Source organism: Histidinibacterium aquaticum (genome assembly GCF_008710275.1).
Lineage (GTDB): Bacteria > Pseudomonadota > Alphaproteobacteria > Rhodobacterales > Rhodobacteraceae > Oceanicola > Oceanicola aquaticus.
Genome location: NZ_VYQE01000004.1, coordinates 128643 through 144396, shown reverse-complemented (window position 1 = coordinate 144396; position 15754 = coordinate 128643). Strand labels below are relative to the sequence as shown.

15 protein-coding genes are annotated in these 15754 nt (G+C 67.1%); 14 read left to right on the top strand and 1 reads right to left on the bottom strand.

Annotated elements, in window-relative coordinates:
• The 13 genes from F3S47_RS13405 to F3S47_RS13345 all read left to right on the top strand — a co-directional run bounded on the left by F3S47_RS13405 (window position 1) and on the right by F3S47_RS13345 (window position 13466).
• Window positions 1-780 (top strand): glutathione S-transferase family protein, encoded by a 780-nt coding sequence (locus F3S47_RS13405; protein WP_150445789.1) that lies wholly within the window; start codon window positions 1-3, stop codon window positions 778-780.
• A gap of 2 nt (window positions 781-782) precedes the next feature.
• Window positions 783-1229: a DMT family transporter gene (locus tag F3S47_RS13400; protein WP_150445788.1), complete on the top strand. Its 447-nt coding sequence runs from the start codon at window positions 783-785 to the stop codon at window positions 1227-1229.
• Between the two features lie 76 nt (window positions 1230-1305).
• Entirely contained in the window at window positions 1306-2109 is an 804-nt protein-coding gene (locus F3S47_RS13395) for an ABC transporter ATP-binding protein (protein ID WP_150445787.1), read from the top strand.
• A complete protein-coding gene (locus tag F3S47_RS13390; protein ID WP_150445786.1) occupies window positions 2106-2984 on the top strand; it encodes an ABC transporter permease in 879 nt (292 codons plus the stop codon). The genes F3S47_RS13395 and F3S47_RS13390 overlap by 4 nt, the downstream gene beginning before the upstream one ends.
• A gap of 52 nt (window positions 2985-3036) precedes the next feature.
• Window positions 3037-4068 carry an ABC transporter substrate-binding protein gene (locus tag F3S47_RS13385; protein ID WP_191090191.1) on the top strand — a complete coding sequence of 344 codons (1032 nt, stop codon included), beginning with the start codon at window positions 3037-3039 and terminating at the stop codon, window positions 4066-4068.
• Window positions 4069-4120: 52 nt separating this feature from the next.
• Window positions 4121-5206, top strand: a complete 1086-nt coding sequence (locus F3S47_RS13380; protein WP_150445784.1) for an alpha/beta hydrolase family protein — start codon at window positions 4121-4123, stop codon at window positions 5204-5206.
• A 33-nt stretch (window positions 5207-5239) separates the two neighbouring features.
• Complete coding sequence (locus tag F3S47_RS13375) at window positions 5240-6538, top strand: M24 family metallopeptidase (protein ID WP_150445783.1); 1299 nt, start codon at window positions 5240-5242, stop codon at window positions 6536-6538.
• A gap of 69 nt (window positions 6539-6607) precedes the next feature.
• Complete coding sequence (locus F3S47_RS13370; RefSeq protein ID WP_150445782.1) at window positions 6608-7627, top strand: thiamine pyrophosphate-dependent dehydrogenase E1 component subunit alpha; 1020 nt, start codon at window positions 6608-6610, stop codon at window positions 7625-7627.
• A gap of 19 nt (window positions 7628-7646) precedes the next feature.
• Window positions 7647-8642, top strand: coding sequence for an alpha-ketoacid dehydrogenase subunit beta (locus F3S47_RS13365; RefSeq protein WP_150445781.1), 996 nt, complete (start codon window positions 7647-7649; stop codon window positions 8640-8642).
• On the top strand, window positions 8632-9966 hold the full coding sequence (locus F3S47_RS13360; protein WP_150445780.1) for a biotin/lipoyl-containing protein: 1335 nt from the start codon (window positions 8632-8634) through the stop codon (window positions 9964-9966). The genes F3S47_RS13365 and F3S47_RS13360 overlap by 11 nt, the downstream gene beginning before the upstream one ends.
• 15 nt (window positions 9967-9981) lie before the next feature.
• Complete coding sequence (locus tag F3S47_RS13355; protein ID WP_150445779.1) at window positions 9982-11439, top strand: NAD-dependent succinate-semialdehyde dehydrogenase; 1458 nt, start codon at window positions 9982-9984, stop codon at window positions 11437-11439.
• Between the two features lie 12 nt (window positions 11440-11451).
• Window positions 11452-12339 carry a 2-oxo acid dehydrogenase subunit E2 gene (locus tag F3S47_RS13350; protein ID WP_150445778.1) on the top strand — a complete coding sequence of 296 codons (888 nt, stop codon included), beginning with the start codon at window positions 11452-11454 and terminating at the stop codon, window positions 12337-12339.
• A 101-nt stretch (window positions 12340-12440) separates the two neighbouring features.
• Window positions 12441-13466 carry a LacI family DNA-binding transcriptional regulator gene (locus tag F3S47_RS13345; protein ID WP_150445777.1) on the top strand — a complete coding sequence of 342 codons (1026 nt, stop codon included), beginning with the start codon at window positions 12441-12443 and terminating at the stop codon, window positions 13464-13466.
• Here the strand turns inward: F3S47_RS13345 and F3S47_RS13340 are convergent.
• Window positions 13463-14050, bottom strand: a complete 588-nt coding sequence (locus F3S47_RS13340; RefSeq protein ID WP_150445776.1) for an HD domain-containing protein — start codon at window positions 14048-14050, stop codon at window positions 13463-13465. The two genes, F3S47_RS13345 and F3S47_RS13340, sit on opposite strands and share 4 nt — an antisense overlap.
• A 155-nt stretch (window positions 14051-14205) precedes the next feature.
• On the opposite strand from F3S47_RS13340, the gene ahcY reads away from it, so the two are divergent.
• The gene (gene ahcY, locus F3S47_RS13335; protein ID WP_150445775.1) at window positions 14206-15600 is read left to right on the top strand and encodes an adenosylhomocysteinase; all 1395 of its coding nucleotides are present in this window, start codon (window positions 14206-14208) and stop codon (window positions 15598-15600) included.
• Window positions 15601-15754: the final 154 nt, after the last annotated feature.

Sequence of the window (15754 nt, the reverse complement as noted above, 5' to 3'; positions counted from 1 at the left end):
ATGGCTGATATTCATCTCTACAACGCGCCGCAATCGACCTGCAGCCAGAGGGTGCGCTTCGCGCTGCACGCCAAGGGGCTGGAGTTCGAGGAAAGCAAGCTCGACCTCTTCTCGGGCGACCAGCTCAAGCCGGAGTACCTCGCGATCAACCCCAACGGGGTCGTCCCGGCGATCGTCGAGAACGGTGTGCCCGTGATCGATAGCGCCGTGATCCTTGAGTACCTCGAGGACACCCGGCCCGAAATCTCGCCGATGCGTCCGGCCGATGCCGTCGGGGCCGCCAAGATGCGCGCGATGATGCGCTTCATCGACGAGGTGCCGACCCCGGCGATCCGGGTACCCTCCTACAACCTCGCGTTCCTGCCGCACTTTCAGGCGATGACCGAGGAGGAGTTCCAGGCTCTTTGCGACAGCAAGCCGCTGCGCCGCGAATTCCTGATGAGGATGGGCCGGACCGGCTTCCCCGAGAAGGACATGGAAGAGGCGATGGGTCGCCTCAAGCGCGGTATCGAGCGCATGGACGGCTGGATCACCGAATCCGGCGGACCCTGGGTCATGGGCGACCGCTTGAGCCTCGCGGACCTTTCGATCATGCCGGTCATCGTACGGATGGACGACATCAACCTCGGCCATCTCTGGGCCGACCGCCCGCAGATCGCGACCTGGCTCGACAACATCCGGCACCGCCCGGAATTCAAGAAGACCTACTACCACGGGTCTCTCCTGACGGAAAAATACCCGCATCTCGCCAAGCTGCGCGAAGAGAAGGAAGGCGTCTGAGAATGCACGCCCTCGGCTTCATGCTGGCAGCCTTCGCGGTAGGCATGCTGATCTCGGTGCAACCCGCGCTGAACGCCATTCTGGCGCAGTCGGTCGGCAGCGCCTACGGCGCGGCCACGGTCTCGATCTTCGTGGCCTTTCTATGCTCGCTCGCCTTGCTGCCTTTCATGGGTGCGGGTCGCATCACCGTGGCGACGCTCGGCGCCGCACCGTGGTGGGTCTACTTCGGCGGCGTGGCCGGCATGATCTTCGTGGCCGGGGGTATCGTCATCGCGCCGGTCATCGGCGCCCTGCTCTTCTTCGTCTGCATCATCGCGGGCCAGCTCACCGGGGCCGCCCTCGCGGACCACGTGGGCGCCTTTCGCCTGGAAGTGCGGGAACTCTCGTCCATGCGCCTCGCCGGGCTCGCCCTCGTCGTTGCGGGCGCAGTCATCGTTCAGCGCGGTTGAAAACGGTCACTACGAAAACAGGGCGAACCGGCCCGCCCGACGAGGCCCGGACGCCGACAACAGGATAGGGAACGGAATGAACGCAGTATCGCAACTCAAGGAAAGTCCCGGCACCGCCGGAGCGGCCCGGCAGGAGATCATCTCCGCCGAGCATATCGGCAAGACCTTCGGCGGATCCGTCGTCGCGCTCGAGGACATCAATTTCACGGTGCAGCAGGGCGACTTCATCTCGCTGATCGGCCCGTCGGGCTGCGGCAAGTCCACGCTGCTGCGTCTCGTCGCGGGTCTCCTGCCCGCCTCCGGGGGTAAGCTGAACGTCATGGGCAGCCCCATGACCAAGCCGCGCCCCGAGATCGGCATGATGTTCCAGAAGCCGACCCTTCTCGCGTGGAAGTCGGTCATGGACAACGTCCTGCTCCCCAAGACCCTCGCGGGCGGAGCTACGCGCAAGGATCGCGAGAAGGCGATCGAGCTGCTCCACCTCGTCGGCCTGGAGGGCTTCGAGTATTCCTTCCCGAACCAGCTTTCCGGCGGCATGCAGCAGCGGGTCGCGCTGGCGCGGCTGCTCAACACCGGAGCGGAAATCCTCCTGCTCGACGAGCCCTTTGGCGCGCTGGACGAATTCACCCGCGAACGCCTCAACGTCGAGCTCCTGCGCATCCAGCGCGAGGTGAAGGCCACCATCCTCTTCGTGACGCACAACATCCAGGAAGCCGTCTTCCTTGCGGACAAGGTCTTCGTGATGACGCCGCGCCCCGGCCGTCTGGAAGAGATCGTCGACGTCCCGCTCGCGCGTCCCCGCGAGATGGAGATCACCAAGTCCGATGAATTCAACCGGCGGGTCTTCGAGATCCGCGACGTTCTGGGAGCGGCCACATGAGCGCGACAGAAATCCCCCTCGAGAACAGCGCCGGCAGGACCACGACCTCCGGCATCCCGTACTGGGCGCAGCATCTGCTGGTCTTCGTCATCTTCATGACGATCTGGGAGATGTCGGTCCGTTTCGAATGGGTCTCCGCCCTGATCCTGCCCTCGCCCTTCGACGTCGTCGCGGCCTGGTGGGATCTCGCCATCGTCCGCGGCCTGATCTGGTCGCACTTCGCCGTCACCCTGACCGAGGTGGTCGTCGGCTTCGCTATCGGCGCGGGCTTCGGCGTGACCATCGCGGTGCTTTCGGCCCTGTCCGAGACCTTCCGCCGCCTGGTGCAGCCCTACATGGTCGCCCTGCAGGTGACGCCCCGTATCGCCATCGCGCCGATCATCGTCGCGTGGCTCGGCTTCGGCATGGAGCCGAAGATGGCGATCGCCGCGATCATCTGCTTCTTCCCGATCTTCATCAACTCGCTGACCGGCCTGATGCAGGTGGATTCCGAGAGCCTCGAGATGTTCCACTCGATGCGCGCCAGCAAGTGGAAGATCTTCCGCCACCTGCAACTGCCCGGCGCGATGCCGGTGATCATGGCCGGCTTCAAGACGGGCATCTCGCTGGCCCTCATCGGTGCCATCGTGGGCGAATTCGTCTCGGCCTCCGAAGGCCTGGGCGTGCTGATCCAGCGCTTCAGCTTCCAGCTCCTGCTGCCGCAGGCTTTCGCCTGCCTCATCATGCTCACCGTGATGGGCCTGATCCTCTACGGCACGGCGACCTTCGCCGACCGTCGGATCGTCTTCTGGCAGCACGAGGACCTCGTGAACCGGATCTCGCGCAGGATGCGCGCGAAGAATGCCGACCTGCTCGGTAAAGGGCCTGCCGTCTGACGGCGGGCCGACCAATGCATCCGAAAAGAGTCTCAAGGGAGGAGACGACGATATGAAAAAGACACTCGCAGCCATCGTGACGGCCGCCACGGCCCTCGGCTCGGCCCCGGCATGGGCACAGGACCTCCAGGAGGTCGACGTGCTCACGCCGCTGCCGCGCCACACGGCCTGGTTCCCGCTTATCGTGGGCGAGGCGCTGGGATACTTCGAGGAGGAAGGTATCGCGGTGAACCTCGTCAACGGCGGTGACTTGCCGGCGACCGCGTTCCTCGAGAACGGCCAGGTCGACATCGCGGCCCTCGATCCGTCCGAAGTGATCCTCGCCGAAGAGCGCGGCTTCGACTTCGACGTGGTCTACGAGGTCATGCACGGCGCCGTCGAAGGCATCTTCGTCCTCGAGAGCAACCCGGCCGAGAGCCTTGCCGACCTGGCCGGCACCACGATCGGCATCGTCGGCGAGTCCGACCGGGGCCTGCTTCTCTCCGCGCTCGGCCACGCCGGCGTGTCGGAAGACGACGTGACCATCGCCGTGCTCGGCGAGAGCGCGCCGCTCCTCGCGAACTCGCTGCAGACCGAGCAGGTCTCGGCCATCGTCGGCGCGATCTCCGACTTCGTCGCGATCCGCAGCCAGGACATCCAGATCAAGGACGTCCTGCCGCCGGAGATGGGTAACCAGCCCGCCAACAACTTCGCCATGCGCGCCGATGCGATCGGCGGCGAGAACGAAGAGCTGGTGCAGGGCTTCTTCAACGCCTGGGCGAAGTCCGCCTACGCTGGCCTCCACGACCTCGAGGCGACCCGGGCGATGGTCATGGAAGCCGACCCCGAGAACTGGGTGAACGAAGACCTGGGCACGATCTTCCTGGAGGCCGCGCAGGACCTTCACCGTCCTGACGGCGAGGTCTTCGGCGACGTTCGCCACGACGTCTGGCAGGGCGTGATCGACGAGATGTCAGAAGTCGGGATGATCGAGAGCGAGGTCTCCACCGACGAGATCCTCAACGACCACTACCTCGAAACGGCCAACGACTTCGATCGCGCCGAGGTCGAGGAAGAAGTCCAGGCCTACAAGGACAGTATGTAAGACCACACGCCGGGCCGGTTCCTCCGGCCCGGCGCCCCAAGGATAGAGACTGATGACGGCAACAGAGCAGCACAGCGAGATCGATCCGCGCGTCGCTTCGGCGGCGGCGCACTGGTCGCATCGGTTCGTCACCAACGGCGTGCCGCTCGCCGACTTCCAGGACGTGACCGGCTCGATCCGCCATTGGGACGAGTGGTGCGCTGCCTGGGCGTCGCGCGCGGAGGTGCACGAAGGGCTCGCTCAAGCGGCCTTTGCCGGCGGCTACGAGAGAAGCGGGGCCGAGCACCTGTCGACCGCCGCCGTCTGTTACCACTTCGGCAAGTTCCTTTTCGTCCACGATCGCGCGCAGATGCGCGCCGCCCACGAGCGCGCCGTCGATTGCCGCAACCGCGCCCTGCCGTTCGTCGATCCGCCGGGCGAGCGGGTGGAGATCCCCTGGAACGGGCACACCCTCTACGGCAACCTGCGCAAGCCGCGCGGCGTGGAACGTCCGCCGGTGGTCGTCATGGCCATGGGCCTCGACTCCGCGAAGGAGGAGATGCCGAGCAACGAGCAGGTCTTCCTCGACCGCGGCCTCGCCACGCTCGCCTTCGACGGGCCGGGGCAGGGCGAGGGCGAGTACGACATGCCCATCCATCCCGCCTACGAAGAGCCTGTTTCCGCCGTGCTCGACATGATCGAGACGCGGAACGATCTCGATTCCGACCGCGTCGCCATCTGGGGCGTGAGCCTCGGCGGCTACTATGCCCCCCGGGCCGCCGCCTACGAGGATCGCCTCAAGGCCTGCGTCTCGCTCACCGGACCCTTCGATTTCGCCGAGGCTTTCGACCGTGCGCCGCCGCTGACCCGCGCGGCCTTCACCGCCCGCGCTTTCGCCTCCGGCGAGGATGCCGCGCGCGAGGTCGCCGCCCACATGACGCTCGAAGAGGCCGCGCCGCGGATCAGATGCCCGACCTACATCGTCGGCGGCGCGCTGGACCGCGTGCTGCCGCCCGACCACGCGCAACGACTGGCCGACGCGGTCAGCGGGCCCGTCGTCCTCAACATGATCGAGGACGGCACCCACGTCGCCAACAACAGACCCTACAAGTATCGCACCCAGGTGGCGGATTGGCTTGCCGACGCACTCGCGCGGTAGACTTTTCGTGCCTATCAAACTCGGAGACCTCCCATGAACCTCGCTCTGACCCCGAACATCCTCAAGCCGGCGGACCTCGAACCCAACTGGCGCTGGGAGGGCAAGCTGCCCGCGCTCGGCCACACCTCGGTCGATTTCGAGCGCCGCGTCGATCACGACCGCCTGCGCCGCTACCGCCTCAGCCGCACCCGCGAAGCGCTCAAGAACTCGGATTGCGGCACGCTGCTGCTCTTCGACGTGAACAACATCCGCTACGTCTCCGGCACCAAGATCGGCGAGTGGGAGCGTGACAAGCTCTGCCGCTTCGCACTGCTCACCGGTGACGACGCGCCCTACGTCTGGGACTTTGGCTCGGCCGCCGTGCACCACAAGAAGTACGCCGACTGGCTGCTCGAGGACCACTGCCGCGCCGGCGTGACCGGGATGCGGGGCACGATCCCGCCGTCCTTCGGCCTGATGAAGAAGTACGCCGAGGAAATCGCCGGCCTGATCGAGGACGCCGGGATGAAGGGCATGCCCGTCGGCGTCGACTACGCCGAGACGGCCATGTTCCATGCCCTGCAGGAAGCCGGCCTGAACGTCGTCGACGGCCAGCAGATCATGCTCGGCGCCCGCGAGATCAAGAACTGGGACGAGATCCAGCTCCTGACGCAGGCTGCCTCGATGGTGGACGGCGTCTACCACATGATCTGGGAAGAGCTTAAGCCGGGCGTGCGCGAGAACGACATCGTCGCTCTGTCCAACAAGATGCTCTACGAGATGGGCTCGGACGACGTCGAGGCGATCAACGCGATCGCGGGCGAGCGCTGCAACCCGCACCCGCACAACTTCACTGACCGTTACTTCCGCCCCGGCGACCAGGCCTTCTTCGACATCCTGCAGAGCTACCAGGGCTACCGCACCTGCTACTACCGGACCTTCAACGTCGGCCGCGCCACCCCGGCGCAGAACGACGCCTACGTGAAGTGCCGCGAGTGGCTCGATGCCTCGATCCAGGCGATCAAGCCGGGCGTCACCACCGACCAGGTGGCGAAGCTCTGGCCGAAGGCGACGGACCTCGGCTTCCCCGACGAGCTCTCGGCCTTCGGCCTGCAGTTCGGCCACGGCCTCGGCCTCGCCCTGCACGAGCGTCCGATCATCAGCCGCGCGGTCTCCCTCGACAATCCGATGGAGATCCAGACCGGCATGGTCTTCGCGCTCGAGACCTACTGCCCCGCGGCCGACGGCTACTCCGCGGCCCGGATCGAGGAAGAGGTCGTCGTGACCGACACCGGCTGTGAGGTGATCTCGCTCTTCCCAGCCGAGGATCTGCCGATCGCCAACCGCTACTGAGCGGGGCCCGGCGGTCCGGATGGGGGACGGGCGGCGGCGTCCGTCCCCGACGCCTTTTGGAGAATGACGATGGCGCAGAGCAAGACAACGAAGACGACCAAGACGAAGACGAACTCCGAGGACTATCTCCGGATGTACCGGCAGATGGTGCGGATCCGCGCCTTCGAGGACCAGGCCAACCAGCTCTATCTCTCGGCGAAGATGCCGGGTCTGACCCACATGTATTCCGGCCAGGAGGCCGTGGCGGTGGGCATCTGCGAGGCCCTGAACGACGACGACCGGATCACGTCGACGCACCGCGGCCACGGGCACTGCGTGGCCAAGGGCGCCGAGTTCAAGGAGATGTTCTGCGAGCTGCTGGGCAAGGCCGAGGGCTACTGCCGCGGCAAGGGCGGCTCGATGCACATCGCCGACCAGAGCCACGGCAACCTCGGCGCCAACGCCATCGTCGGCGGCTCCATGGGCATCGCCACGGGCTCCGCGCTGCGGGCCAAGCTCCAGGGCTCCAAGGACGTGTCGGTCTGCTTCTTCGGTGACGGCGCGACGGCACAGGGCCTCTGGTACGAGGTCATGAACATGGCCGCGCTGTGGAAGCTGCCGGTCATCTACGCCTGCGAGAACAACGGCTACTCCGAGTACACCAGGACCGACGAGATCGCCGCGGGCTCGATCCTCGACCGGGCCAAGGCCTTCGGCATCGAGAGCTTCGAGGTCGACGGGCAGGACGTGCTCGCCGTCAACGAGCTGTCCGCCAAGCTCGTCGAGAGGGCGCGCAAGGGCGAGGGGCCGTTCTTCATCGAGCTCAAGACCTACCGCTACCACGGGCACCACGTCGGCGACATCAACCGCGACTACTACCGCTCCAAGGACGAGGAAGCGGAGTGGAAGAAGGTCCGCGATCCGATCACGAACTTCGGCAAGTGGCTGGAGTCGGAGGGCATCGCGAGCGCCGACGAGCTCGTCGCGATCAACGACGAGGTCGCCGCCGACGCCGAGGCCGCGGTGAAGTACGCGCTCGATGCGCCGTACCCGCCCGGCGAGGAGGTCGACATGCACGTGTACAAGGGAATCGAACACGCTCTGGCGTGAACAACGGGACGGTAAGACAATGCGCGAGATCACACTCTCGAAGGCGGTGAACGAGGCGCTCGCCGAAGAAATGCGGCGGGACGAGACCGTCTTCATCCTGGGCGAGGACGTCGCCGAGGCGGGCACACCCTTCAAGGTCCTCTCCGGCCTCGTCGAGGAGTTCGGCACCGATCGGGTGCTCGACACCCCGATTTCGGAGCCCGGCTTCGTCGGGATCGGCGTCGGCGCGGCCCTCACCGGCGCGCGGCCGGTGGTCGACTTGATGTTCGGGGACTTCCTGTTCCTGGTGATGGACCAGCTCTGCAACCAGGCGGCGAAGGCCTATTACATGTCCGGCGGCAAGCTGAACGTGCCGATGGTGCTTCGGACGAACCTCGGGGCCACCCGCCGTTCGGCGGCGCAGCACAGCCAGTCGCTGCATGCGCTCGTGGCCCACATCCCCGGCCTAAAGGTGGCGATGCCGTCGTCGGCCTACGAGGCAAAGGGCCTGATGAAGACGGCGATCCGGGACGACAACCCTGTCGTGATCTTCGAAGACAAGCTCATGTACCAGGACAAGGCCCCGGTCCCGGAAGAGGAGTACCTGATCCCCTTCGGCGAGGCGAACGTGAAGCGGGAAGGCTCCGACATCACCCTGATCGGCACCTCGTCCATGGTCCAGGTCGCCGAGAAGGCCGCAGAGATCCTGGCGGGCGAAGGCATCTCGGCGGAGGTCATCGATCCGCGCACGATCGTGCCTCTGGACGAGAAGACCCTGATCGAGAGCGTCAAGAAGACCTCCCGCGCCATCGTCATCGACGAGGGTCATCAGAGCTACGGCATCACCGGCGAGATCGCGAGCCGCCTGAACGAGAAGGCGTTCTATCATCTCGATGCGCCGGTCCTGCGGATGGGCGCGATGGACGTGCCGGTGCCGTTCTCGCCCGCGCTGGAGGATCTGACCGTTCCGACGCCCGAGCGCGTGGTCGAGGCCGCGCGCAAGCTGGTCTCCGGGGAGCTCATTCATGCCGCTTGATGTCATCATGCCGGCCCTCGGCATGGCGCAGGACAGTGGTCACCTGGTCGCCTGGCACAAGTCGCCCGGCGACGAGGTCGCGGAGGGCGATGTCCTTTTCGAGGTCGAGACCGACAAGGCCACCATGGAAGTCGAGGCCCAGGGCGCCGGGTACCTGACCGACGTCACCGCCGCCGAGGGGACCGACGTGCCCGTGGGACAGGTGATCGCGAAGATCTCCGACAGCCCGGAGGGCTCGGGAGAAGCTCCGGCCGCCGCCCCTGCCGCAGAGCCCGCCGCCGATGCGGGTGGCGATGGCGGCGACCTGCCCGAGGGCAAGGACGTGATCATGCCGACCCTCGGCATGGCTCAGGACGCAGGTCAGCTCGTTGCCTGGCACAAGGATCTCGGTGACGAGGTGGGTGAGGAGGACGTGCTCTTCGAGGTGGAGACCGACAAGAGCGTCGTCGAGGTGCCCGCCGGGGTCTCCGGCTACATCGCAGCCCTGCTCGCCGAGCCGGGCGAAGACGTGCCGACCGGCCAGACCATCGCGATCGTCTCGGCCGAGAAGCCCGAGAACCCCGTGCGCCGCAGCGCGGCTGCGGCTGCCCCCGCGCCCGCCAAGGCGCCGGAGCCGGAGGCCAAGGCCGAACCGGAGAAGAAGGCGCCCGCACCGCAGCAAGCCAAGGCCCCGCCGAAATCGCCTGCCCCGCAGGCGGATCCGGGCGGGAAGATCCTCGCCTCGCCGAAGGTGCGGCGTCTGGCGATGGAAGAGGGGCTCGACCTCTCGAGGCTGGTCAAGGCGGGCTATCCCCAGCCCTACCACGTCTCCGACCTCGAGACCCTGCGCTCTCTGCCGGCGGACGCCGCGACCGAGGCCGCTGCCGGCGGTGCCGCCCCCGCGCGTCACTTGGTGGCCGAGATCGACCCCTCGGCGCTCGAGGACTTCGTCGCCTGGGCCGGTGAGGCGGGTCTATCCGATCCCGGTGCCCTGCTTGCCGGTCTCGCGGCCGCCGGTCTGCCCGGTGCCTCGGGCGCCGTCGCGGTCGAAGCGCATGGTGCGACGCGGGTCTTCACCGTCCCTGCCGGCGGAGCTCTCGGGGCGACCGAGGAGGCCGAGGCGGAGACGTCGCCGGATCTCCTGGTTCGCGACCTCCGCGGCAGCCCGCTCACGGCCGTCTCTCTCGGACCGGAGGCCCAGCCCGTGCTGACCCTCGCCGGCAAGGGCGGGACGCTTTCCGTGACTCTAGAGTGTGCCGCCTCTCAACTGACCGCCTCCGAGGCGGTCGATCTGCTGACTGCCTTTGCCGGCCGGCTCGACGAGCCGCTCCGGCACTTGCTCTGACGAAGAGGACTGACCATGACCGACCAGAGCCTGAACTTCGACGCGCTGCCCTCCGATCTCTGGATCGACGGCGGCTGGCGCCCGGCGACGGGTGACCAGCGTTTCGACGTCCTGAACCCCGCGACCGAGGAGGTGCTTGCCTCCGTCGCCTCCGCCGATATCGCCGACGCCGACGCCGCGCTTGACGCTGCCGAGAAAGCGATGGCCGACTGGGCCGCGCGCAAGCCGCGCGAGCGCTCCGAGATCCTGCGCAAGGCCTGGGAGCTGATGACGGCGCGTCTCCCGGACTTCGCCCGGCTCATCACGCTGGAGAACGGCAAGGGCCACACCGACGCCATGGGCGAGGCGACTTATGCCGCCGAGTTCTTCCGCTGGTTCGCGGAGGAAGCCGTGCGGGCCGACGGCCTCCTCACGCATGCGCCTGCCTCGGGTGCGCGGATCATGGTCCAGCACAAGCCCGCTGGCCTCGCCGTCCTCGTGACGCCGTGGAACTACCCGGCGGCGATGGGCACCCGGAAGATCGCCCCGGCCCTCGCCGCCGGTTGTGGCGTGATCATCAAGCCCGCCTCCGAGACCCCCCTGACCATGCTCGCCCTGATGCCGCTACTCGAGGAGGCGGGTGTTCCCAAGGGCCTCGTCAACGTCCTGCCGTCGCGCCGGACCGGCAAGCTCGTGGACCACATGCTGCACGATCCGCGCGTGCGCGTCGTGAGCTTCACCGGCTCCACCGGCGTCGGCCGGACGCTGCTGAAGTCCGCCGCCGACCAGGTGCTGAAGCCGGCGATGGAACTCGGTGGCAACGCCCCCTGCATCGTCTTCGACGACGCCGACATGGACACCGCCATCGAGGGCACGATGCTCGCCAAGATGCGCAACCTCGGGGAGGCCTGCACCGCGGCGAACCGGATCTACGTGCACGAGTCGGTGGCGGAGGAGTTCACCAAGCGCCTGACCGAGCGCATGAGCGCGCTCAAGATGGGCGACGGCACCGATCCCTCGGTTGACGTCGGCCCGCTGGTCAACGCCGACACGCGCGACAAGGTCGCCGCCTTCGTCGAGGACGCCGTAAAGCGCGGCGCCAAGATCCAGTGCGGCGGCAAGGTGCCGGAGGGCAAGGGCTTCTTCTATCCTGCCACCGTCATCTCCAACGTGCCGGAGGACGCCGAATGCGTCGCCGACGAGATCTTTGGTCCCGTCGCCGCGATCCAGACGTTCAAGGACCAGGACGAAGTGATCCGGCGGGCCAACGACACCGAGTACGGCCTCGTCGCCTATGTCTTTACCGAGAATATGAAGCGCGGCCTGCAGGTCTGCGAGCGGCTCGACTACGGCATGGTGGGTCTGAACCGCGGCCTCGTCTCTGACCCCGCAGCACCCTTCGGCGGCACCAAGCAGTCGGGCCTCGGGCGCGAAGGCGGCCACGAGGGCATGCTCGAGTTCATGGAAACCCAGTACATCTCCGCCGCCTGGTAAGGAGCCACCACGATGAGCGACACCATCGCCAGCCCCTCCGTCCGCAAGCGCGCGGGCGACCGGGGAATCGACATCGACGCCCTCGCCAAGGAGCTGGGGCGGGAGACGATCACCATGGACGACCTCGACAGCAAGGGCGGCGGGCAGGCTCAGGCCGCCCCCGCAGGCGACACCAGCTATTGGGACGTGGATCACTCGGCCTACGGACCGGTGACCGAAGAGGCGGTCAGCCGCTTCTCCCGGACAGCTGCCCGTAATCTCTCTGCGGCCAATACGCTGATCCCGCAGGTCACCCACCACGAGGAGGCCGAGGTCACGGCCATCGAGGCGCTGCGGTCCTCCTGGCGGGACGAGGCGAAGGCGCGGGGCGTGAAGCTCACGGCGCTCGCCTTCCACGTGAAGGCACTGGCCAAGACGCTGCGGGCCTTCCCGAACTTCAACGCCTCGCTCTCTCCGGACGGCGCCACGCTCTATCGCAAGGACTTCGTGCATATCGGGATCGCGGTGGACACGCCGTACGGTCTCATGGTGCCGGTGATCCGCGATGCTGACCGCAAGGGGCTCTGGCAGCTTGCCTCCGAGATCGCCGACCTCGCCGCCCGCGCGCAGGCCCGGAAGATCGGCCCGGACGAGATGGGCGGCGCCTCGATGTCGATCTCCAGCCTCGGCGGCATCGGCGGCACCGCCTTCACGCCGATCGTCAACCCGCCGGAGCTCGCCATCCTCGGCCTGACGCGGACCTACACCGCGACGCGCTGGACCGAGGGCACGCCGGAGCCGGTCCCGATGCTGCCGATAGACCTATCCTACGACCACAGGGCGCTCAACGGCGCGGACGCCGCGCGCTTCGCAGCGCACCTCAAGCGTCTGATCGAAGACCCGAGGCGCATGATGATCTGATGCGCGGCGCCCATATTTCCTGGTGTGTTAACGCAAACGTTTGTGCCGGGCCGGCACAAACGATAGTTTGCGTCGGAGCCGGACAGGAAAGAGGGTAAGCGGTGCGGGGCGTTACGCTGAAGGATATTGCCAGGGAGACGGGCTTTCACGTCTCCACGGTCTCGCGGGCGCTGGACCCGCGGGCCCGATCGGCCCTGACCGACGAGGTCGTCCAGAAGGTCAGCATGGCGGCCGAGCGGATGGGCTATCGCCCCAACCGCCTGGCCTCGGGCCTGCGGACCAAGCGGACCAAGACCGTGGGTCTGGTCATCCCCGACATCACCAACCCGCTCTTCCCGCCCATCGTGCGCGGCGTCGAGAGCGTGCTGGAGCCGCTGGGCTATGTCTCCATCATCGTGAACACCGACAGCCGCCGCGACCGCGAGCGCAGCCAGGTCGGCGTTCTGCTGGAGCGCGGCGTCGACGGGATCATCCACGCCGCCGTCGAGCGCGAGGATCCCTTCTTCGAGGAGCTGCGCCGGCAGAAGGTGCCCGTCGTCACGGTGAACCGGGCGCTGGACGCCGAAGGAATCCCGGCGGTCGTCAGCGACGATGCCGAGGGCATTCGCGCCATGGTCCGGCTACTGACGAATGCCGGACACACCCGCATCGCCCATATCGCCGGTCCGCAGCAGCTCTCGACCGGCGTGGAGCGGCACGCCGCCTTCCGAGAGGCGGTGAAGGAATTCGGCCTCAAGATCCCCGAATACCATATCATCCGCTCAGACCGCCTCATCGAGTCCGAAGGCCGTCGCTGCACCGAGGCGCTTCTGTCCCTTGTCGAGCGTCCGACCGCGATCCTCGCCGCGAACGACCGCCTCGCCCTGGGCGCCATCGAAGCGATCAACCAGATGGGGCTGTCCTGCCCGGGCGACGTCTCGGTCACCGGCTTCAACGACAGCGAGGTCCTGAGGCTCATCCCGCCCGGCCTGACCACCGTCCGCGTCGACAAGGCGGGCGTCGGCAAGCGCAGCGCGGAGTTGCTGATCCGCATGATCGAAAGCCCCGAAGAGGAGACGGATCCCCGGACCGTCCTGCCCATCGAGGTGGTCGAGCGCGGCAGCGTCGCCCCACCGCCGAAGGACTAGAGCGCCGCCAGCAGTTCCGCGTGACGCGCGGTGTAGTCCCGGCGCACGTCGACCGGGGGTCGCAGGCGGATATCGCAAGTCTCTATCAGCGCCGGGGGCGGCCGGCCGAAGAACCGCGTCGCCTCAGCCTCGGAGAACCCGGCGATCCGCACGGCTTCGAGCCAGGCCGAGACCTTGTCAGCCTTCTTAATCTGTTTCTTGACCGTCTGCGGCACCTGCGCGGGCAGCCCGAACCGGATGTGGATCGCCGCCAGCAGCCGCGTGTCGAGTTCGCCGTAGGACGGGCCGACCGCTGCCTTCACCGGCGAGATCATGTCGCCGATGACGTACTCCGGCGCATCGTGCAGCAGAGCGGCCAGCTGCCACTTCACCGGGGCGGAGGGGTGCTGGAGCCGGAAGATCTCCTCCACGAGCAGCGAGTGCTCGGCCACCGAGTAGGCGTAGTCGCCCGCCGTCTGCCCATTCCAGCGAGCAACGAAGGCGAGGCCGTGCGCGATGTCCTCGATCTCGATGTCCACTGGCGTGGGATCCAGCAGGTCGAGCCTGCGTCCCGATAGCATTCGTTGCCAGGCGCGAGGCGGCATGTGTCCCTCCGGTCGGTCCGGCCCGAGTTAGGGCGGAGGGGTCGGGGAGGGCAACCCCGACGTCGCACCCGCCGCGACACAGCCGCTTGTTGTTCATTAACGTGCCTCCTGCTAATGCGCCTGCAATCCGAGAGACAGCGTCAGGAGTGCCGGGAATGGCGAAGGACTACATCGTGCGGGACATCGGCCTTGCGGGCTACGGTCGCAAGGAACTCGACATCGCCGAGACCGAGATGCCGGGTCTCATGGCGCTGCGCGAGGAATACGGCGAGAGCAAGCCGCTCGCGGGCGCGCGGATCGCCGGCTCGCTTCACATGACGATCCAGACCGCCGTCCTGATCGAGACGCTGGTCGCGCTCGGCGCCGACGTGCGCTGGGCCTCCTGCAACATCTTCTCGACGCAGGACCACGCCGCGGCGGCGATCGCCGAGGGCGGCACGCCGGTCTTCGCCATCAAGGGCGAGACGCTGCCGGAATACTGGGACTATGCCGACCGCATCTTCCAGTTCCCCGAGGGCGGCGCGAACATGATCCTCGACGACGGCGGCGACGCGACGCTCTACATCCTGCTCGGCGCGCGCGTCGAGGAGGGCGAGGAGGACCTGATCGTCGCCCCGACCTCCGAGGAGGAAGAGGCGCTCTTCGCCCAGATCAAGAAGCGCATGACCGAGAGCCCCGGCTGGTTCGTCAAGCAGCGCGACATGATCCAGGGCGTGTCGGAAGAGACCACCACCGGCGTTCACAGGCTCTACGAGCTGGTCAAGGAGGGCCGGCTGCCCTTCCCCGCGATCAACGTCAACGACAGCGTGACCAAGTCGAAGTTCGACAACAAGTACGGCTGCCGCGAGAGCCTCGTCGACGGCATCCGCCGCGCCACCGACACCATGATGGCCGGCAAGGTCGCCGTGGTCTGCGGTTACGGCGACGTGGGCAAGGGCTCCGCCGCCTCGCTGCGCGGCGCAGGTGCCCGGGTCAAGGTAACCGAGGTCGACCCGATCTGCGCGCTTCAGGCCGCGATGGACGGCTTCGAGGTCGTGCTGCTCGAGGACGTGATCGACAGCGCCGACATCTTCATCACGACGACCGGCAACAAGGACGTCATCCGCATCGAGCACATGCGCGCGATGAAGGACATGGCGATCGTTGGCAACATCGGCCACTTCGACAACGAGATCCAGGTCGCCAGCCTGAAGAACCACAAGTGGACCAACATCAAGGAACAGGTCGACATGATCGAGATGCCTTCGGGCAACCGCATCATCCTCCTGTCCGAAGGCCGGCTTTTGAACCTCGGCAACGCGACCGGGCACCCGTCCTTCGTCATGTCGGCGTCGTTCACCAACCAGGTGCTCGCCCAGATCGAACTTTACACGAAGGGCGACCAGTACGAGAACCAGGTCTACATCCTGCCCAAGCACCTCGACGAGAAGGTCGCGCGCCTTCACCTGGGCCGGATCGGCGTCAAGCTGACCGAGTTGTCGCCTGACCAGGCGAAATACATCGGCGTCGCGCCCGAGGGGCCGTTCAAGCCGGAGCATTACCGCTACTGATCGGGCCGCTACAAAGCATTGAGCAAGGGGCAGGGACGTCGTTCCTGCCCCTTTGTCGTTGATCGTCATGTGAAAAAGCATCCGACGTGGCGGCTTGGCGGGAACCGGCCGAGCCCGAGAGGGCTTTATTGCATGACACTGCCGATAGTGGCCG

Excerpts from the sequence above, each read along its gene's own strand:
- F3S47_RS13375 (WP_150445783.1), top strand. The coding sequence starts at position 5,240 with ATGAACCTCGCTCTGACCCCGAACATCCTCAAGCCGGCGGACCTCGAA.
- F3S47_RS13350 (WP_150445778.1), top strand. The coding sequence starts at position 11,452 with ATGAGCGACACCATCGCCAGCCCCTCCGTCCGCAAGCGCGCGGGCGAC.
- F3S47_RS13385 (WP_191090191.1), top strand. The coding sequence starts at position 3,037 with ATGAAAAAGACACTCGCAGCCATCGTGACGGCCGCCACGGCCCTCGGC.
- F3S47_RS13390 (WP_150445786.1), top strand. The coding sequence starts at position 2,106 with ATGAGCGCGACAGAAATCCCCCTCGAGAACAGCGCCGGCAGGACCACG.
- F3S47_RS13380 (WP_150445784.1), top strand. The coding sequence starts at position 4,121 with ATGACGGCAACAGAGCAGCACAGCGAGATCGATCCGCGCGTCGCTTCG.
- F3S47_RS13340 (WP_150445776.1), bottom strand. The coding sequence starts at position 14,050 with ATGCCGCCTCGCGCCTGGCAACGAATGCTATCGGGACGCAGGCTCGAC.
- F3S47_RS13405 (WP_150445789.1), top strand. The coding sequence starts at position 1 with ATGGCTGATATTCATCTCTACAACGCGCCGCAATCGACCTGCAGCCAG.
- F3S47_RS13365 (WP_150445781.1), top strand. The coding sequence starts at position 7,647 with ATGCGCGAGATCACACTCTCGAAGGCGGTGAACGAGGCGCTCGCCGAA.
- F3S47_RS13370 (WP_150445782.1), top strand. The coding sequence starts at position 6,608 with ATGGCGCAGAGCAAGACAACGAAGACGACCAAGACGAAGACGAACTCC.
- F3S47_RS13355 (WP_150445779.1), top strand. The coding sequence starts at position 9,982 with ATGACCGACCAGAGCCTGAACTTCGACGCGCTGCCCTCCGATCTCTGG.
- ahcY (WP_150445775.1), top strand. The coding sequence starts at position 14,206 with ATGGCGAAGGACTACATCGTGCGGGACATCGGCCTTGCGGGCTACGGT.
- F3S47_RS13395 (WP_150445787.1), top strand. The coding sequence starts at position 1,306 with ATGAACGCAGTATCGCAACTCAAGGAAAGTCCCGGCACCGCCGGAGCG.
- F3S47_RS13360 (WP_150445780.1), top strand. The coding sequence starts at position 8,632 with ATGCCGCTTGATGTCATCATGCCGGCCCTCGGCATGGCGCAGGACAGT.
- F3S47_RS13400 (WP_150445788.1), top strand. The coding sequence starts at position 783 with ATGCACGCCCTCGGCTTCATGCTGGCAGCCTTCGCGGTAGGCATGCTG.